15 protein-coding genes and 1 pseudogene are annotated in these 19,416 nt (G+C 63.2%); 8 read left to right on the top strand and 8 right to left on the bottom strand.

Translation table 11 applies throughout. From position 1 onward, the window contains the following. The first annotated feature begins 35 nt into the window (after window positions 1–35). Entirely contained in the window at window positions 36–2,069 is a 2,034-nt protein-coding gene (locus J7024_RS17965) for an NADPH-dependent 2,4-dienoyl-CoA reductase (RefSeq protein WP_175770058.1), read from the top strand. A gap of 177 nt (window positions 2,070–2,246) precedes the next feature. Here the strand turns inward: J7024_RS17965 and J7024_RS17960 are convergent, their stop codons facing one another. Then, the gene (locus tag J7024_RS17960; RefSeq protein WP_124826572.1) at window positions 2,247–2,651 is read right to left on the bottom strand and encodes a DUF2471 family protein; all 405 of its coding nucleotides are present in this window, start codon (window positions 2,649–2,651) and stop codon (window positions 2,247–2,249) included. A gap of 154 nt (window positions 2,652–2,805) precedes the next feature. Continuing rightward, complete coding sequence (locus tag J7024_RS17955) at window positions 2,806–3,699, bottom strand: LysR family transcriptional regulator (protein WP_234745337.1); 894 nt, start codon at window positions 3,697–3,699, stop codon at window positions 2,806–2,808. An 86-nt stretch (window positions 3,700–3,785) separates the two neighbouring features. Between J7024_RS17955 and J7024_RS17950 the strand changes: the two genes are divergently transcribed. Further along, the gene (locus J7024_RS17950) at window positions 3,786–4,571 is read left to right on the top strand and encodes an NAD(P)H-dependent oxidoreductase (protein WP_124826570.1); all 786 of its coding nucleotides are present in this window, start codon (window positions 3,786–3,788) and stop codon (window positions 4,569–4,571) included. 10 nt (window positions 4,572–4,581) lie between these two features. Here J7024_RS17950 and tssE read toward each other — a convergent pair whose 3' ends face one another. The 6 genes from tssE to tssK all read right to left on the bottom strand — a co-directional run bounded on the left by tssE (window position 4,582) and on the right by tssK (window position 12,266). Next, the gene (gene tssE / locus J7024_RS17945) at window positions 4,582–4,992 is read right to left on the bottom strand and encodes a type VI secretion system baseplate subunit TssE (RefSeq protein ID WP_124826569.1); all 411 of its coding nucleotides are present in this window, start codon (window positions 4,990–4,992) and stop codon (window positions 4,582–4,584) included. Continuing rightward, on the bottom strand, window positions 4,989–7,712 hold the full coding sequence (gene tssH, locus J7024_RS17940; RefSeq protein ID WP_175786880.1) for a type VI secretion system ATPase TssH: 2,724 nt from the start codon (window positions 7,710–7,712) through the stop codon (window positions 4,989–4,991). The genes tssE and tssH overlap by 4 nt, the downstream gene beginning before the upstream one ends. Before the next feature lie 94 nt (window positions 7,713–7,806). Next, the gene (locus J7024_RS17935; RefSeq protein ID WP_124826567.1) at window positions 7,807–8,292 is read right to left on the bottom strand and encodes an Hcp family type VI secretion system effector; all 486 of its coding nucleotides are present in this window, start codon (window positions 8,290–8,292) and stop codon (window positions 7,807–7,809) included. Between the two features lie 94 nt (window positions 8,293–8,386). Then, entirely contained in the window at window positions 8,387–10,141 is a 1,755-nt protein-coding gene (locus J7024_RS17930; RefSeq protein ID WP_234745336.1) for an OmpA family protein, read from the bottom strand. Window positions 10,142–10,161: 20 nt separating this feature from the next. Beyond that, complete coding sequence (locus tag J7024_RS17925) at window positions 10,162–10,917, bottom strand: DotU family type IV/VI secretion system protein (RefSeq protein ID WP_425117638.1); 756 nt, start codon at window positions 10,915–10,917, stop codon at window positions 10,162–10,164. Further along, a complete protein-coding gene (gene tssK, locus J7024_RS17920; RefSeq protein WP_175858643.1) occupies window positions 10,917–12,266 on the bottom strand; it encodes a type VI secretion system baseplate subunit TssK in 1,350 nt (449 codons plus the stop codon). The genes J7024_RS17925 and tssK overlap by 1 nt, the downstream gene beginning before the upstream one ends. Window positions 12,267–12,844: 578 nt before the next feature. On the opposite strand from tssK, the gene tssB reads away from it, so the two are divergent. The 6 genes and pseudogenes from tssB to J7024_RS17890 all read left to right on the top strand — a co-directional run. Next, window positions 12,845–13,357 (top strand): type VI secretion system contractile sheath small subunit, encoded by a 513-nt coding sequence (tssB, locus tag J7024_RS17915; protein ID WP_124826565.1) that lies wholly within the window; start codon window positions 12,845–12,847, stop codon window positions 13,355–13,357. A gap of 73 nt (window positions 13,358–13,430) precedes the next feature. After that, window positions 13,431–14,981 carry a type VI secretion system contractile sheath large subunit gene (gene tssC, locus J7024_RS17910; RefSeq protein ID WP_175750689.1) on the top strand — a complete coding sequence of 517 codons (1,551 nt, stop codon included), beginning with the start codon at window positions 13,431–13,433 and terminating at the stop codon, window positions 14,979–14,981. Between the two features lie 80 nt (window positions 14,982–15,061). Continuing rightward, on the top strand, window positions 15,062–17,413 hold the full coding sequence (locus J7024_RS17905) for a type VI secretion system Vgr family protein (RefSeq protein WP_234745334.1): 2,352 nt from the start codon (window positions 15,062–15,064) through the stop codon (window positions 17,411–17,413). Further along, window positions 17,413–18,405, top strand: a complete 993-nt coding sequence (locus tag J7024_RS17900) for a DUF4123 domain-containing protein (protein WP_175750687.1) — start codon at window positions 17,413–17,415, stop codon at window positions 18,403–18,405. Before J7024_RS17905 ends, J7024_RS17900 begins: the two co-directional genes overlap by 1 nt. After that, entirely contained in the window at window positions 18,398–19,189 is a 792-nt protein-coding gene (locus J7024_RS17895; protein WP_175750686.1) for a DUF3304 domain-containing protein, read from the top strand. Before J7024_RS17900 ends, J7024_RS17895 begins: the two co-directional genes overlap by 8 nt. Continuing rightward, window positions 19,182–19,416 (top strand): annotated as a pseudogene (locus J7024_RS17890) (hypothetical protein); the annotation flags it as partial. The gene J7024_RS17895 and the pseudogene J7024_RS17890, both read left to right, overlap by 8 nt.

Below are 19,416 nucleotides of genomic sequence, written 5' to 3'. Positions count from 1 at the left end.
TACGATGATACGCATCGCTTACCGGCAGAATCATCATGACGACTTCGTTTCCCCACCTGCTCGCGCCGCTCGACCTCGGCTTCACCACGCTGAAGAACCGCGTGCTGATGGGCTCGATGCACACCGGCCTCGAGGACAGCCGCAAGACGCTGCCGCGGCTTGCCGACTATTTCGCCGAACGCGCGCGCGGCGGCGTCGGGCTGATCGTGACCGGCGGCTTCGCGCCGAACGTGGCCGGCTGGACCAAGCCGTTCGGCGGCACGCTAATGACGTCGGCCGGTGCGCGGCGCCACCGCGTGATCACCGATGCCGTGCATGCGGACGACGGCAAGATCGCGTTGCAGATCCTGCATACCGGCCGCTACGGCTATCACCCGTTCGCGGTCGCGCCGTCGAAGATCAAGTCGCCGATCTCGCCGTTCACGCCGCACGAACTCGGCGCGCGCGGCGTCGAGCGTCAGATCCGCGCGTTCGTCCGTTGCGCGCAACTCGCGCGCGAAGCCGGCTACGACGGCGTCGAGATCATGGGCTCCGAGGGCTACCTGATCAACCAGTTCATCTCGATGCATACCAACAAGCGCACCGATCAGTGGGGCGGTTCGTACGAGAATCGCATCCGCCTGCCGATCGAGATCGTCGAGCGCACGCGCGAAGCCGTCGGGCGCGACTTCATCCTGATCTACCGGTTGTCGATGCTCGACCTGATCCCGGACGGCAGCGACTGGAGCGAGACCGTTCAGCTCGCGAAGGCGGTGGAGCGAGCGGGCGCGACAATCATCAACACGGGAATCGGCTGGCACGAGGCACGCGTGCCGACGATCGCGACGTCGGTGCCGCGCGGTGCGTTCGCATGGGTGACGAAGAAGATGAAGGGCGAAGTCGGCATCCCGCTCGTGACGACCAACCGGATCAACCGGCCCGAAGTGGCCGAGCAGATTCTCGCCGACGGTTGCGCGGACATGGTGTCGATGGCGCGGCCGCTGCTTGCGGATGCCGAGTTCGTCATCAAGGCCGCGCAGGGTCGCGCGGACGAGATCAACACCTGCATCGGCTGCAATCAGGCGTGTCTCGACCACGCGTTCAAGAACAAGATTGCGTCGTGCCTGCTGAATCCGCGTGCCTGTCACGAGACGGAGCTGACCTACACGCGTGCGCAGCAGCCGAAGCGTATCGCGGTGGTGGGTGCGGGCCCGGCTGGGCTCGCGTGCTCGACCGTGCTCGCGCAGCGCGGGCATCAGGTCGACCTGTTCGATGCGGCGGCGGAGATCGGCGGCCAGTTCAACATGGCGAAGCGGATTCCGGGCAAGGAAGAGTTCGATGAAGCGCTGCGCTACTTCGGCCGGCAAGTCGAGCTGACCGGCGTGAATCTGCATCTGAACCGGAGTGTCGACGCGAGCGACCTGATCGCGGGCGGCTACGACGAGATCGTGCTCGCGACCGGCGTTGCGCCGCGCGATCCGAAGATTCCGGGGCAGGACGGGCCGAACGTGCTCAGCTATATCGACGTGCTGGCCGGCCGGCAGCCGGTCGGCCGGCGCGTCGCGGTGGTCGGCGCGGGCGGGATCGGCTTCGATGTCGCCGAATATCTGGTGCAGGACGGCGAGTCGCCGACGCTCGATCTGGACGAATGGAAGGCCGAGTGGGGAGTGACCGATCCGGCCGCGACGCGTGGCGGCGTGACGCGTGCGCGGGTCGCGCCGCCCGCTCGCGAAGTGACGCTGCTGCAGCGTAAAGCCGCGCCGCTCGGCAAGGGGCTAGGCAAGACGACCGGCTGGATTCACCGCGCGACGCTGAAGATGAAGCAGGTGAAGATGATCGGCGGCGTGAACTACGAACGGATCGATGCGCGCGGGTTGCACGTGTCGTATGGCGAGCAGCGCACCGATCCCGCGTGCATCGAGGCCGATACGATCGTGCTCTGCACGGGGCAGGAGCCGCAGCGCGCGCTGCTCGCGCCGTTGCAGGCGGCCGGACGCCCGGTGCACCTGATCGGCGGCGCGGAACTGGCTGCCGAGCTCGATGCGAAGCGCGCGATCGACCAGGGGGCGCGGCTCGCGGCGCGGTTGTAACGGGCGTTGCTTCGGGCATCGGCGCGAAGCGTCGTCGCGCGGCGGTAGTCTGCATGCGCGATGCTTCGCGACTGTCATGCCGGTGTATCGGCATTCCGGTGCAGCCGGCAGAACGGAACGGACATCCCGCGCCGCCGTGCAACGCGACGACGCGATCCCGCAACCGGCCGATGCGCGTCAGGCCGCTTCGGCCCGTTCTTCCTCTTCTGCTTCGAGCATCGCCTTGACGATCAGGTAGACAGCCGGCAGATCGTCGTCGTCGCGACGCCAGTCGACCGGTTCCTCGACGTCCGCGGCCACCAGCCGGCTGTCGCGCAGCCGGATGAACGCGTCGACGACCGTCGGGTCGTTGCGGCTCAGGAAACCGGAATTCGAGAACGCGAGCTCTTCGACGTTCAGCAGCGCCTGCCAGCTCATCGTACGGACGGCGGCCGGATGGGTGCGGCGTCGCAGGCCGAGCGCGCGCTGCGCGGGGCCGCCGACGACACGCTGCAGATCGACGACCGCCCGCTGCGCGGCACGTTCGAAATGGGCCGGGTTGAAACCGGGTTGCTCGGGATCGAATGCGGATGACTGGAACATGGTCGCCTCACAAAAGTCCGTCCGTCATGGCCGACGGAATTCGGGTCAAATGGTGCAAAAGCACTGTAAATATATACAGTGTTCGTGGCGGTTTCAAGCCCTGAATGAATACACGTGTGCGACGGCCGGTTTCGGACGGTCGGCGGCCAGCGATTCATACCGACGCGGCGATCGTCTCGCGCAACCATCGATGCGCCGGATCGCGATGCACACGTTCGTGCCACAGCATCGACATCTCGTAGCCGGGAACCTCGACCGGCGCCTCCACGACGCGCAACGCGGGCGTGTTGCGCACCAGCCGCTCGGGCAGCATCGCGACGAGGTCGGTGGTGGCGACGGCCGACAGCACGAACAGGAAATGCGGAACCGACAGCACGACACGTCGTGCAGCGCCCGCTTTCGCGAGCGCTTCGTCCGTGACGCCGAAGAAGCCGCCGCCGTCGGGCGACACGATCACGTGTTCCAGTGCGCCGAACTGCGCGAGCGTGGGACGCCGCTTCAGCTTCGGATGCCCCGCGCGGCCGACGAGCACGTATCGCTCCGTGAACAGCGGCAGGCGCCGCATTCCTTCCGGCGATCCTTCGGTCGTATGGAGCGCGAGGTCGATCCCGTTTCGTTCCGCCTCCTGCTCGATGCGCGGCGGCACGAGTTCGACGACGGCGAGCCGCGTCCCCGGTGCAGCCGAACGCAACGTATTTAGCGCGGGCAGCACGATCGTCGATTCGCCATAGTCGGTCGCGGCTACACGCCAGGTATTCGTCGCGGTTGCCGGATCGAATGGCGTAGCCGTCAGCACCGCGCGTTCGATCGCGTCGAGCGCAACCCGCAGCGGCTCGCGCAGCGTTTCCGCGCGGGCGGTCGGCCGCATGCCGCGCGGCCCAGGCAGCAGCAACGGGTCGCCGAACAGGTCGCGCAGCTTCTGCAACTGCACGCTGACCGACGGCTGCGATATGTTCAGTTTTTCGGCGGCGCGCGTGACGTTGTGCTCCGCGAGCAGCACGTCCAGCGTGACCAGCAGGTTCAGGTCCAGCCGTCTGAGATTGTTCATCGCTATACCTGGAATATCTGGAATTCATTTCCAATATACCTTCGGCGACGGCATCCTGCAGTCAATCAATCAACGGAGCTGTGAACATGAACGTGCTGATCGTCTACGCCCATCCCGAACCGCGCTCGCTGAACGGTGCGCTGCGGGACTTTGCGGTCGAACATCTGGAAGCGGCGGGCCATGCCGTGCAGGTAACCGATCTATACGCGATGAACTGGAAGGCCGCATTCGATGCGAACGACGTGACCGACCGCGCGCCCGATGCGCGCTTCGATCCGGCGCTCGATTCGAAGCATGCGTTCGAGACGGGCACGCAGCGCGACGACATCGCGCGCGAACAGGACAAGCTGAAGTGGGCCGACGCGGTGATCCTGCAGTTTCCGCTGTGGTGGTTCTCGATGCCGGCGATCATGAAGGGCTGGGTCGAGCGTGTGTATGCGTACGGTTTCGCATATGGCGTCGGCGAGCATTCCGACCGGCATTGGGGCGATCGTTACGGCGAAGGCTCGTTCGCCGGCAAGCGCGCGATGATGATCGTCACGACGGGCGGATGGGAATCGCACTACAGCGCGCGCGGCATCAACGGGCCGATCGACGACGTGTTGTTCCCGATCCAGCACGGCATTTTGTATTACCCGGGATTCGACGTGCTGCCGCCGTTCGTGATCTACCGGGCGGGAAGGATGGACGACGTGCGTTTCGACGAAACGCGTGCGGCGCTCGGCAAGCGTCTCGACGAACTGTGGACTGTGCAACCGATCCCGTTCCGGCGGCAGAATGCGGGAGACTACGAGATTCCGGCGCTGACCTTGAAGACGGAGATCGCGCCGGAAAAGGTGGGATTTGCCGCGCATCTGGCGCACGGACAGTGAGGGGGTGCGATCACGACCGTTCGATGCGCAGGCGGCCCGGCGGTTCAAAGTAGGTGCCGAAGCGCACGAGCCCGGCGTTCTTCAGATGGCATGTCATCTCGAAGCTGACCAGGATGCCGGGGTCGCGATTGTCGACGATCCCGACGTCGATCGAACGAATGCGCGGCTCATACGTCAGTAGCGTGGCTTCCATCTGCTGCTTGAGCAAATGCGCCGACGCGGGCAATGCCTTGTAGATGTTCGTGAGGTCGGGCAGTCCGTAGCCGGGAAGGTGCTTGAGCGCGCCGGCCCGCGTATTGAGAATGCGGCGCACGTTCTGCTGCACGCTCAGGCATTCGAGCGTCCGGTCGTCGTAAGCGCCGATCGGCTCGCCGCCGATCTGGCCGAGCAGCATGTCGTAGAGGGAGGGGCCTGCGGTCATCGTGTTGCTATCGCTCCTGACATGATCGGTTTTTCTTGTCGTGATCGTCGGGTCTGCGGATCATCGAATTCGATTGTCAGATCACCTGTCGCCCCGGTTGTCAGTGAGATCGCCGATGTCGTGATACCCGATGCCATCCGTGCAAGCAGTTCGCGGGAAACGACCGGCAGCACGCGCTGGTTCAGGAATGCATCGACGCCGCGCGCGCCGGATTCCCGCGACACGCAGTGCTGCGCGATCGATTCGATCAGGTCGTCGCCGCCGGTAAGCGTCACTGCGTGTTGCCGATGCAGGCGATCCGCGACCTTGTCCAGTTTGAGCCGCACGATCGACGCGAGCGCCGCGGTATCGAGCGGCCGATACACGAGCGTCTGGAAACGTGCAAGTAGTGCCGGCTGAAAATGCGCGACCAGTTGCGGATGAATGGCTGCGCACAACGCGCTCTGCGTGATAGACGGATTCCCGGCGGTTGCGCCGTCGATTTGCGTACTGCCGAGATTGGACGTCATCACGATCACGCAATGGCGGAAATCGATCTCGCGCCCTTCGCCATCGCGCATCGTGCCGCGATCGAACACTTGATAGAAGATGTCGAGCACGTCGCGATGCGCTTTCTCCACTTCGTCCAGCAGCACGACGCTGTATGGGCGTTGACGCACGGCTTCGGTGAGAACGCCGCCGCGCCCGTACCCGACGTAGCCGGGCGGCGAGCCCTTGAGCTGCGATACCGTGTGCGCTTCCTGGTACTCCGACAGGTTGATCGTTGTCAACGCAGCCGAGCCGCCGAACAACACGTCGGCGAGCGCGAGCGCCGTCTCGGTCTTGCCGACGCCGGACGGTCCTGCAAGCAGGAACACGCCGAGCGGCACATGTTCACTCTTCAGGCCGGCCTTGGCGGTGCGCAGGCTCTCCGCCAGGGCGGCGATCGCATCGTCCTGCGCGATCACGCGGGCTGCGAGCGTCGACTCGAGCGCGAGCAGGCTCCGCAGTTCGTCCTCGACGAGATTGCCGACCGGCACGCCGGTCCATTCGGCGACGACCCGCGCGATGGATTGCGCGTCGACGTCGGGGGAGATCATCGGCGTTTTACCCTGAACGGTCGATAACGCGTCGAGCGTGTTGGAAACAGCGACCGGATCGGGCGCCTGATCGGCCGAGCCGCGGAGGGCACGCAGGATGCCGACGAGTTCGCGTTCTCGCGTGTACTGGCTGAGCAAGGCATCGGCGGTGTCGCGCACGTCTGCGTGTTCCGTGTCGATCGCGATGTGCCGCCCGGCTACGTCGATAATGCCGGCGCGGATGTCCGAACCGAGCGCGGCGCGTTCCAGTTCGAGCGCGGCCAGCGTCGCACGTGCCTGTTGCAGCTCCGCCGGCGGCACATCGCGTGCCATTCGCACGCGTGCGGCTGCCGTATCGATCAGGTCGACGGCCTTGTCCGGCAGTTGGCGAGCCGGAATGTAGCGGCGCGACAGCCGTACGGCTGCGACGATCGCTTCGTCGCGAATGTGGACTTCGTGATGGCTCGCGTAGCGGCCCGAGAGTCCGCGCAGCATCAGGCAGGCCGTTTCATCGTCAGGTTCGTCGACCTTGATGACCTGAAAGCGCCGTTCGAGCGCGGCATCGCGTGCGAAATACTGGTTGTACTCGGCCCACGTGGTTGCCGCGATCGTGCGCAACTCGCCGCGCGCGAGTGCCGGCTTGAGCAGGTTGGCCGCGTCGGCGCCGCCGGCTGCGTTACCCGCGCCGATCAACGTGTGTGCTTCGTCGATGAACAGCAGGATCGGCGTCGCGGATGCCCGCACCTCGTCGATCACGTTCTTCAGCCGTTGCTCGAATTCGCCCTTTACACCGGCACCGGCCTGCAGCAAACCGAGATCGAGCGTCAGGATGCGGGTGTTGCGGATCGTCTCCGGCACACTGCCGTCGACGACCCGCAACGCGAGCCCTTCGACGAGCGCGGTCTTGCCGACGCCCGGCTCGCCGACCAGGATCGGATTGTTCTTGCGGCGGCGCGCGAGCACGTCGATCATCTGGCGGATCTCGCGATCGCGTCCGAAGACGGGATCGATTTCGCCGCGACGCGCCTTGTCGGTGAGGTCGAGCGCGAAGCGGACGAGTGCATCATGCTCGATCGCGCGCGCGGGCGCGTGCGGCGCAGAGGAGGGCATCGTCGTCGTTCCGTCGCCCGGCAGCGTATCGATCGCGGCGGTTTCGCGCGTCGATACGGGTTCGTGAACTCCGTTTTCGCAAGATTGTCTTCCGAGCCGGGGCAGCACGCGCCGGATCTGCACACTGGGGATTGACAGCAACGGCCAGGCCCGCTGGGTGCGCAGCACATGTGGCGCGTCGACGATGGCCTGCAGCAGATGCCCGGAGCGAATGGTGCTGTCGGGGTCGTCGGCCATCGCATGCGTCCACGCATCCTCGATCACCGTGGCGAGTTGCCGCGACAGCGCCGGCATGCCTCGCAGCGTGCGGGGCATGCGGTCGATCACGTCGAGCATGGCGTCCGAGACGGCCTCGATGTCGAGGTCGTAGTGGCGCAGAAGCGCGGGAATGTCGCCGTCGTCCGCCTCGATCAGCTTAAGCATCCAGTGCTCGACCGCGATTTCATCCGCGAGCCGGGTCTGACAAAGACTCGCGGCGGCCTCGAGTGCGCGCGTACAGTGGGGATTGAGGCGACGAATGAGATGGGAAGCGTCCCTGAGAGGCGGCGTCATGTCGGTGGTGTATCAGGAAGGGAAGAGGGCGGGCGCCCGGGAGAGGCGGAATCCCGCCGCGCAAACACGACGGATTCCGCCAGCGGGTCGGCATTCAGGAACGTTCGTTCCAGGTGTCCTTGTGGATGATGTTGCCGTCCTTGTACGACCACGTGATCGTCTCGTAACGCAGTTCCACGTCTTCGAGGTGGTTGTGTCTCTCGTAGTCGGGGTTCTTGATGTCGAGCATCTTCGGCCTCACTGCGACGATCTTCACGTTGTCGAGCTTCGTGTTGAAGTACTCCTTCTCCTTGCCCGCGTCGTCGATGCGGTACCACTTGATCTCGACCGACTTCAGCGTCTGGCCGCTCGTCACGGCCTTGTACAGGTACGGCGTCGATGCGTCGGTTTCCTTCGTCAGCGTGATCGGCTTGTGCACGCGCGTGCCGGTCAGCTTGCCCGTATTGCCGTCGGTCGGGATGTGCACGCCGTGATCGAACGCAACCAGTTCGATGCTGCCTTCCCGATCCTGGACGGTCACCGAACCCTTGATGTCCGCGCCACCGTCGTCCTTGAGCCACATGTAGGCCGGAACTGCCATTTTTCTTCTCCTTTTTCTTCGTACTGCGAATCGCCGGAACTGGATTCCGGCGCTGACAAGCCCGGGGCGGTCGCCCCGGGAACCCAAATGCGTATTACTTCACGGTGCGGGTCGGGATGACCGGCGCCGGTGTATCGGGCACGAGCGTGATTTCGACCCGGCGATTCTTCGCCCGCCCTTCCGGGGTAGCGTTATCCGCGACCGGTCGCGTATCGCCGTAGCCCTGGATCGCGAACCGTGTCGGCGGGATGCCGGATGCGTCGACAAGCCAGTCGCGTACGGCCGAAGCGCGATCGATCGACAGTGTCAGGTTGCGATCGGGTCGGCCCTTGTCGTCCGCGTAGCCTGCGATCAGCACGCGCTTGCCGGGATGGGTCTTGATCAGTTGGAGCGCATCGACCATCGCGCGCGTCGTGCCGGCCTTGAGTTGTGCCTTGCCGCTGTCGAACAGCGACATGCTGTCCAGCGTGATGACGGCGGGCGGCGGCGCGGGCGGCTCGTACGAGGCGATCGTCTCGTTGAGGACCGGCAGCAGCGCCGCGCCGCGGTAGGTGCCGAACGACAGTCGAAGCGGAACGCCGACGCGCGCGTACCGGTCGAGCTGATCGCGGTCCGACGCAAGGGACCTGAGCGCGTCGCGCTTGGCCGCGTCCTGCGTGGCCGGGATACCGTTGTAGCGTTCGAGATGCTCGCCGATGCGTGTCATCAACGCAGCGTTGTTCCGCGCGGCTCCGCAGATGGCGGCGATTGCCGCGCAGGCAACGATTGCAACGATATGCGCGACGGCGATGAGGCGGGGCGGCCGCCACGATCGGCGCGGCATCGCGTCGAGCAGCGGCTGCGGCAACGGCCAGGGCAGCGGCGACCCAGGCAGTGCGGCGGGTGCGATGCCTGTCCGGCTGCGGACTTCACGTTCCCACGGTTTGCCGGGAGCCGTCGCCGGACCATGGTCGACCCAACCGGCGCCGAACAATGGCCAGGGCGATGCGGGCTGGCGTCGATCCGTCAGCGTGTCGAACACGACGCGTCGGGCCCACCCGGTCATCGATGCGACGCCGGCGGCGCGTGCCGCGGCAACCGGACTCCCGTCGGCATGGAGCGCATCCGACTCGGCCGCGTCGATGGCAGTGTCGAAGCACTGCATGTCGACGATTGCCGATCTGGCCGACATGCCATACCACCGGACAGCCGATTCGCCAGCCGTCGGCGCCGCCGTGGCATTTGCGTCCGAGAGCCGCTGATAGATGGCGACATAGCCGGGCAGCGACGTGCCGAGCATGCGAGACGCGTCCGCCACGGCCTGCCGGATCACGCGCAGTGACTGCGACAGCGTGTCGTCGTTCGCATGAAGGCCTGGCGCGACCGACAGCACGACACAATCGGGCGCGTGGCCGCCTCGCCACTGGCGGACCGCGACGGCGAGCCGGGGAAGATCTTGAGGGCGATCGGCTCGCAACCAGACGGCCCCGTCGCCGACATGAACGAAACGCGCTCGGGCCGGATCGCGATCGAACAGGGCGGGCAAGCCGTCGCCCGCGACGAGCGCGAGCGGCATTCTGGTGCGCAGCGTGACCGGCAGGTCGGCGGTCGCCGCGCCCAGTTGCGCAATCACGTGAACGTTTCTTTCGCGGGCGTGCGCCAAGCTGCGCTTATGCAGCCAGACGATCAGCGCGGACAACGCGACGATGATCGCCATCCATCCCCACATGACGCCGCGATCGACAGGTAAAACCCACCCGACGACGGCCAGTGCCAGTGACGCGGACAGCGCCACGACCGTACCGAGCGGATAGCCAAGGCCCGACAAGGCCGCGCGTGCCGCATCGGAATCGGCGCGGGTTGCTGCCATTGGGAGCGAGATGCCCGAACTCACGGCCGTTTTGCTCTCTGAACGAGTTGGGTCAGTTCGGCATCGAGGATTCGATCCCATGCGAACCAGGTGAGTATCGCGATGACGCATGCCACGCCGGCGACCACCCATGGAGACACATGCCTGAGCCGGTCGATCAGTCGCATGTCGGACCGATGGGTGACGAACCCCGGGCGGATCGCCGGCCGCGATTGATCGATCTGCGCAACCAGCGCGGCGAGCAATGCCTGACGTTTCGCTTCACCATCGCGGGCGCCCGCGGCCGGACCCGAGCGCGCGGCATAACGGCCGCGGAACCCCAGGCCGAGAACGACTGCATAGCATTCGAGCAGGTCGACGTTCGGCGCGGGTTCGCGCATCCGGTAGTCGAGCCGCTCGTAGACGCGCGTGCCAGCGTCGTGCGTGCCGAATCGCTCGACCTGCAGCGGCGTGGATTCCCAGTTCGCCTTGTCCGAAGCCGACAAGTGCCGCAGTGCGGCCTCGTCGATCAGCCCGCACTGGGCGATGATCGCGTCGTCCCGCACGTCCGCGGCGATGCCTTGCGCATCGAGCGCGGTCTCGAACTGTGCGACAAGCAGGCGGCACTGCTGACGCAAGCTTTCAGCGTTGTCGACCTGGCCGCCGTTCGACAGGTGAGTGACGAGCAATGCGGTATCGCGCAGCAGCGCGCGCATCGACGGTCGATGGGCGTGACCGGGGGATGGATCGCGCGCAAGCAGCGCGGTTTCGTGACGCATGGAGACGGCGGCATTCATCATCGCAGCACCGCATACAGTTCGAGTGACGCGTCGGGAATCGACGCAGGCAGATAGATCTGGCAAGCGCGCGCGGCGAGCATCCGCGCATGCGCGGCGTCGTGCGCGTCAAGCGCGAAATAGTGGTTGTCCAGCCGGACCGGTATGGCGCCGGGTACCCGCTGCACGGCTTTGAGCGGAATTCCCGCCACGGCGGAATTGACGATGTGCTCGACGTCATCCGGCGCGCCGATCTTGCACAGACGCGGAAACTGCTCGATCAGCTCGAACGCCGGCAACGCGGCATTGACGGAGAGATACCAGTCCGCGGCATCTTCGACGATGCGCTCGTCACGGAACTGGCCGATCCAGGTGGTCGGCGTCGTGTGCGAGAGCCCGATCGAGACGACACGTGACGGGATGATCGCGTCGAGTAGATCGCGGATCAGCGATTCGAGTGTCGCGAAGACGTCATGGGCGCCCGCATGGTCGTAGGGCGGAATGTCGGTCAGCGAGACGCGCGTCGAGAACGTGGTCAGCGAACTGGCCAATTGTGCGAGTACCTGGTACAGGCGATCGGTCGGCTGCCCCGGGTGCGACGCGAGGAAGCGCAGGTGCGGCCAGGCCTGGTGAATGCAGTGCAGGAGCCAGAAGAGCTGAACGTCGGCGACACCGTACTCGGCTACCTGTTCGATGCGTTCGCTGCGGCGCGCACCGAGGTGTGCGCTTTTGGCGGCGAGGATGTCGGCCATCCGCTGGATGCGCTCGATATGCAGCGTGTGGCCGGACAGCGTCAGGCATGGCGGGACGTATTGGCGATCGACCTGGAACTGCCCGCTTGTCGTGCGCGTCAGGCGTGCGATCCCACATACGGTGTCGTCCGCATGCGATTCGGAGCTGAACAACAACCGGACGGCATGGCGTTCGGCGGCTATTTCGGTCTCGCTTGCACCGTTCAGGTCCGTCACCCGGACGAACTCGCGATACGTTCGGCGTGGGCGGGCCAGCGCCGTTTCATCGAAACGGCAGTTGCTGCCGTTCGCATCGGGTAGCGCAAGTGCGGCCAGCACGTCGATGCGCTGGGTATCGGCGGGAATTTCTCTGACGAGATCGCGCGCGGGTGGCAACGCATCTGCGACGGTCGTGTCGATCGGCGTACCGTCGGGGAAACGCAATTGCAGCCGGGTGAGCTTCAGGCGATGCGAAGCCAGTGCTTCCTCGTCGACGTCGACGCTCAGCGTTCCCCACGGCGCAACGGTGGTCGCCGAAGCCAGTTGCTGCAGCGCGAACCCGTTCCAGCGCTCCTGCTGCTGGAAATGCTGCTGCGTAAGAATCAGCCCTTCATGCCAGAGCGGTTTGTCGATCCGCATGGTGTGGTCAATACCGATGTAGGAATTATGAGGCGCCGATTCTATACGTCGTTTCCTGATTTCGTATACCCCGTTTTATTAGAATTTGTTGGAAAGTGTTTCGGTTAAACTGAGATGGATGGGGTGTTTATTTTGAGATTAATTGGGTGGAAATTGTTTTCTGGATGCGGCTGTCATGGCGCGGGTTTTTATTGAGACTTTATGCTCTAATTTTTTGGATTGATATGTATATAAATCAATGACTTGCGATATTTTTATGGATTTTTTTGATAGCGACTGATGGGGGGTGTTCGGGTGTCTATGTGAGTATCTAAATTAGATGGTTGGAATCGGACTGGTCTTATTGTAAATGGCCGTGGTTTCGTCAATTTACGATTATTCGTGTTTTAGGTTTACTCGCCGACAGGGGGCGTGATATTTTCTGCCGCCTGAGTCGAATATCGGGCCGCGAATATCCGACTCGATCGTTCGTCGATGCCCGTTGCCGGGTTTGGCATGGGCGGTGCGGACGACGGAGCATCCGTGGTCGTGGGTGCATGTCGCGGAGTCGTCAAGCTTCATGAGATAAGGAAAACGAATTGGATAGCTTTCAGCGAGAGATCCCGAAGAGCCGGGTGTCGATCACCTTGGATCTGCATACGGGCGGGGCGCAGAAGAAAGTCGAATTGCCGCTGAAGCTGCTGGTGGCAGGTGACTTTAGTGCCGGCCGCGAGCAGGCGCCGCTCGCCGAGCGCAAGAAGGTGAACATCGACAAGAACAACTTCGATGCCGTGCTGGCCGACTACGCGCCGGATCTGAAGATCGCCGCGGACAACACGCTGGCCGGCGACGGTTCGGCGCTGCCGGTCAACCTGTCGTTTCGGTCGATCAAGGATTTCGAGCCCGAGCAGGTCGCGCGTCAGATTCCCGAGTTGCAGGCGCTCCTCGCGATGCGCAATCTGCTGCGCGACCTCAAATCGAACCTGCTCGACAACGGCACGTTCCGCCGCGAGTTCGAGAAGGTGCTGAAGGACGACCGCCTGTCCGCGAAGCTGCGCGGCGAACTCGCGCAGATCGCGACCGCCGCGACGCAGCCGGAGGGGCATGCGTGAGCGGCGCTGGGCAAAACGCGCGTTCAGCGCATTCCGCAACATCGTAACGATTCGATCGCAGACAGGATCCGACATGAAATCCACTGAAACCCAGCAGAGCAGTGCGACCGAAGCCGTCGTGCTGGACGCCCCGCACGGGGATATCGACAGCGTCTATGCGTCGCTATGCAGCAAGATCAACCTGAAGCCCATCAGCGAAGCGCGCCCGCTCGAGGCGTTCCGCGACAACGACATGCTGTCCGACGCGTCGGCCGACGAGCGGATCGCGCGCGGGATGGGCGCATTCCTCGAACTCGTCGCGAACGCGCGCCAGCCGGTGGACCGTCTCGACAAGTCACTGCTCGATTTCCATATCGGCCAGCTCGACCGGCAGATCAGCCGCCAGCTCGACGCCGTGATGCATACGTCGGCATTCCAGGCGCTCGAGGCACGCTGGCGCGGCCTGAAGATGCTCGTGAGCCGCACCGATTTCCGCAAGAACGCGCGCATCGAAGTGCTGGACGTGTCGAAGGACGCGCTGCAGCGCGACTTCGAGGATACGCCGGAACTGATCCAGAGCGGCCTGTATCGCCTGACGTACGTCGAGGAATACGACACGCCGGGCGGCCAGCCCATCAGCGCAATGATCAGCGACTTCGAGTTCGCGAATTCGCCGATGGACGTCGCGCTGCTGCGCAATATCTCGAAGGTTGCGGCTGCCGCGCACATGCCGTTCATCGGCGCGGTCGGGCCGGCGTTTTTCGGCAAGCAGTCGATGGAGGAAGTCGCCGCGATCCAGGACATCGGCAACTATTTCGATCGCGCCGAGTACATCAAGTGGAAGAGCTTCCGCGATACCGACGATGCGCGTTACGTGGGCCTGACGATGCCGCGCGTGCTCGGCCGCCTGCCGTACGGCAAGGACACGGCGCCGGTGCGGGCGTTCAATTACGAGGAGGCCGTCAAGGGCCCCGATCACGACAAGTACCTGTGGATGAATGCGTCATTCGCGTTCGCGGCGAACATGGTGCGCAGTTTCATGAGCAACGGCTGGTGCGTGCAGATTCGCGGGCCGCAGGCGGGCGGCAAGATCGAAGACCTGCCGGTTCACCTGTACGACCTCGGCACCGGCTACCAGCCGAAGATCCCGACCGAAGTGCTGATCCCGGAAACGCGCGAGTTCGAGTTCGCGAATCTTGGTTTCATCCCGCTGTCGTTCTACAAGAACCACGACTTCGCATGCTTCTTCTCGGCGAACTCGGCGCAGAAGCCGGCGCTGTACGAGACCAAGGAAGCGACCGCGAACAGCCGCATCAACGCGCGGCTGCCATACATCTTCCTGCTGTCGCGCATCGCGCACTACCTGAAGCTGATTCAGCGCGAAAACATCGGCACGACCAAGGATCGTCGTCTGCTCGAGCTCGAGCTGAACAACTGGATCAAGGGGCTCGTGACCGAGATGAAGGATCCGGGCGACGAGCTGCAGGCGTCGCATCCGCTGCGCGAGGCGAGTGTGATGGTCGAGGATATCGAGGACAACCCGGGCTTCTTCAGGATCAAGCTGTTCATCGTCCCGCATTTCCAGGTCGAAGGGATGGATATCGGGCTGTCGCTCGTGTCGCAGATGCCGAAGGCCAAGAACTGATCTGAGGTTTGCATGTGGGCCGCCGGGGCGTCGATGGTTGTTCCGGCGGCGGGGCGCGTTGTGCGCAAGTGAGGGAATCCATGTCGATGATTTTGCCGACGCAAGCTTATGAATTGAAGCTGGCGCCGCATCCGGCGCCGTTCTCGATCCTGAAGTTCGAGGGGCTCGACCGCGTAAGCCAGCTTTATCGATACGAGATCGAATTCACGAGCCCGGCGGCGGGCATTCCGATGGACCAGGTGCTGGGGCGGCCGGCGAAGTTCATTGCCGATCCGGTCGATCCGGACATGGATTACCTGCGGAAGATGTTCGGGGACAACGCGGCGCAGTTCAGTGCGAAGCCGGCGGCGTATACGGTGCATGGCGTGATCATGCAGTTCGACGAGTTCGAGACGTCGGCGGACGAGACGCGCTACCGGGTCGTGCTCGCGCCGACGCTGGCGGATCTCGACCGTGGCGTGACCAGTCGGCTGTTTCAGAAGCAGTCGGTCGGGGAGATCGTGACCGACACGCTGCGGCACTACGGATACCGAGCGGGTGTCGATTTCCAGTTCCAGTTGCGCGGGCAATACAAGCGTCGCGAGTACGTGACGCAGTATCGCGAGACGACATTTGCCTTCATTCAGCGCATTTGCGCGGAAGAGGGCATCTGGTTTCGCTGGGAGCAGAAGAAGGATCGCGCGGTGGTGGTGTTCGGCGACGATCTGGATGCGTATGCACGCAAGCAGCGCACGGTGCCGTATCGGTGGGACTCGGGGCTCGAGAGTGTCGGTGCCGATGCGGTCAAGACGCTCGGGCGCGAGATGAAGCGTGTGCCGGAGGCGGTGCGGTTGCATGACTACAACCATCGACAGGCTGAGGTGTCGTTGCTTGTAGAGGAAAACATGGCACGCGACGACAAGACGACGGACGCGGTCGATTATCGCTGGGGCGAGCATTACGAGACACCGGAAGAGGGTAAGCAGATTGCCCGGCTGCGGCACGAAGCGTATCTGGCCGGACAGATTACGTTCAAGGGGACGGGCAATCCGTTCTGGCTCGAAGCCGGCGAAGTGATGCGGATCGAGCCGAATCCGGCCGATGCGAAGCACGGGGTTTTCGTGACGTCGGTCGAGTCGCACGGCGGGCGGAACGAGTCGTACTGGGTGGCGTTCGAGGGGATTCCGTCGGATCGTGTATGGCGCACGTCGATGGCTTGGGTTTCTCGGCCGGTGGTCGACGGGATTCTGCCGGCACGGATTACGTCGCCGGGCAACTACAAGTATGCGTATCTGACCGAGCAGGGCTGGTACGTGATCAAGCTGCCGTTCGATCTCGATGAATGGAGCCCGGGAGGGACCAGCCGGCCGGTGCGGTTTGCGAAGCCCTATAGCGGCGACAACTACGGGCATCACTTTCCGTTGATCGACGGGGCGGAGGTAGCGATCGTCCATGCGGACGGCGATCCGAACCGGCCGGTGATCATCGGGGCAATGCATGACAGCGTGCATCCGGATCTGGTGAACAACCTGAACCATACGCGGAACCTGATTCGGACAGCTGCGCGGAATGAGTTGCGGATGGAGGACAAGGAGAGCAACGAACATGTCCACCTGACGACGCCGTTTCAGGCCAGTGAGCTGAATCTTGGGCATATGGTCGACGGTGATCGCAACGAACGAGGTCAGGGGGCCGAACTACGTACCGACGGGCATCTTGCGGCGCGCGGCCCGAAGGGCATGCTGTTGAGTACCGAAGCGCAGATTGGCGCCTCGGGGCGCCAACTCGACATGAAAGACGCCCAAGAGCAGTTGCAGCGGGCGATCGATCGCATGGAGTCGCTTTCCGAAGCGGTACGAGCGGCGGAGGCAACCGTTGCCGAGTTGCAGCAACAGAAGTCCTTCTATACGGAAGCCCTGAACGGCTTGACGCGCGCGGTCATTCTTGCGAGTGCGCCGTCAGGTATTGGGCTTACGTCCGGGGAGCATTTGCAGGTCAATGCAGACCGGAATTTGATCGCGACGGCTGGAGGCAATTTCGACATCGGGATCATGCGGAACTTCACCGTTGCGGCGGGACGACAGGTATCGCTCTTCGCGCAGGCACAGGGGGTGCGGGTCATCGCCGCCAAACAGGATGTCGTTGTGCAGGCCCGCACCGGTGCGATGGCGCTGTCGGCATCGAAGGACATGAACTTCACCAGCACCGATGGGGGGATTCTCGCGGCCTCGCGCGGTGCGCTGACACTGACTAGCGGTGGCGCCTATCTCAAGATCGACGGCGGCAACATCGAACTCGGATGCCCGGGGGACATTACGCTCAAGTGCGGAAATTTCCACTGGACTGGCCCTGCCTCGCTTTCGGCTCGTCTGCCGAGTATGCCCATTGGGCCATGCAAGGAGTGTTTGCTGGATGCACATCGTGGTGTCGAAGCGATGACGGAGGTTGCCTGATGGCTGGAGCCGAGCTTGTCGTGTCAACCGCTGACTCGAACGCGGCAGGGGAGGGGTGGCGTAATCGATTGTTGGCGCAATTCGAGGCGTTCGATGCGCAGGACGTTTCGGCGTACCTGTACATACTTGCTGATGCGCGCGCAAATCCGGATCTCGACAAGCTGCTGGCTCAGGTCCCCGGGCTTGAATGGCAGTCGCTGTGGGACGGCACCGTTCTCGAGTCCTATACGGACATTGCCCCCTATCTGATTGCGATCGATCGCTTCGCGTTCGATGACCCGCGCGGCCTCCAGAGTCGGCTTGTCCGGCGGCTCTGGAGAGAGTCGACCGGATTGCACATGCTGACGTGGATATGGTCACCGTTTCCGAACCGGTCTCTCCTTGAGCATTTTCGATCGTTCTGCCGTTACTCGACGCCCGACAAGCGCGCGTACTTCCTGCATTTCTACGATAACCGGATTCTTGACCGGTTACGGGCAGTCTGGAATGCAGAACAGGCTCGGACATTTCTCTCGCCGTGCGCCGAGATCTGGCATCGCGATCGTGAATTGAACGAGATCATATGGCGTAACGATGCTGGTGTGGTCGATGCGATCGTCGCGCGAGAACAGGTGATGACAGTCGAGCAACACATGGCGTTGCTGCACCTCGGTCGCGCCGACAAGCTAGCGATGCAGTTGCGCACGATGTATGGAGCGATGCTCGATGACTTCACGGATTTGATGCTTTATCGACGTGTTTCGGTGCAACTGGAGCGCGCGGGTCGATACCGTATAGCCGACGATGACGATCTCTTGAACTACGTTTCAAAGGGCGTTGTCATTGCGCCGCGATTCGACGAACATCCGGTGATTCAGGAGCGGTTAGCTCACGCGATGAGCGGCGAGAAAACGTTTAGGAATGCGTTGAGTCGTATCGATGCCGGGGTCTTGCGGGAGGTGTTTCGGATGGCCTCGGATTCCGGGAATTCTGGAGAGGTCCCGCATGATTAGACGGCTCTTTGCCTTATTGGCCGCAGCGTTGGCACTGGCCGGCTGCGACGCGTTCTCATCCGAGCCGACCTATCGTGGCGTCAGCATCATGGGGCTGAACTACACACCGTTCAATCTGAGCGAATTCACGATTCGTGACAAATACGGCAACCGAGCGAGTGGAGGAGGTGATTTGCCACCGGGTGCTGGCGCTGGAAGGTTGAGTTGTTGCTACAAGCTGAAGGGAACGGATTTCACGGTTGAGTGGGAAGTCTATGACGCGGATGAAGCGATCAAGGATCTATATGCGCCGATCAAAAAGATCCACAAGACGACCGAGGTTAAATTCCCGCCGACAAAGGTCAAGGGTAGAGCAGGAGAAGACGTGCTTGCGGTGCACTTTTACCCGGACGACCACATCGAGTTTGAGATTCGTAACGACATGAGCGGAACGAGGATCGATTACACGGAAGTCGATTACTGGTTGCAAACCAAATACGGAAAGGCTGCCAACCCGGACGACGCGGACATGTCCGTGGCCTTTAGACGCACGGCGCGTATTGCGTCGCAGGGGTGGCTGAAGTACCACCTGACTGATTCAAATGATCTTGAGCAGTACGTGTACTACAGTCAGCTTGTTAATCCAAAATTCGATGAGCATCCGATCGTGCAACGGATCGTGAAGGAGACGAAAGGTATGCCAGGCGCCTTCGGTGCTGCGATGCAGAGTTTGCCTGACGTAGTTGTCAGAGAAATGAAAAGTAACCGCTTTGAGCGAGACGCCGCGAGAGGGCAGCATGACTGATAGAAATCCTCTGGACCCGGCTGATCGAACCCCGCCGGAAGTGCGCGCTGCAATCGGGGAGAATCAAAAGGCGTATCCGAAAGACGACTGCATTCCGTGTGGTGCTGTTATACACATCGGCTTTTTTTTCGATGGTTTCGGTCGTCATCGAGACTACGATGACAAGAATACTTCCCGATACTCAAATATTTGTCGACTTTGGGAATCTCATAGTGATAACAAGGACC

It is taken from the genome of Burkholderia sp. WTPI3, assembly GCF_021483755.1.
Classification (GTDB): Bacteria; Pseudomonadota; Gammaproteobacteria; order Burkholderiales; family Burkholderiaceae; genus Burkholderia.
This window is presented reverse-complemented; position numbering and strand designations above follow the sequence as displayed.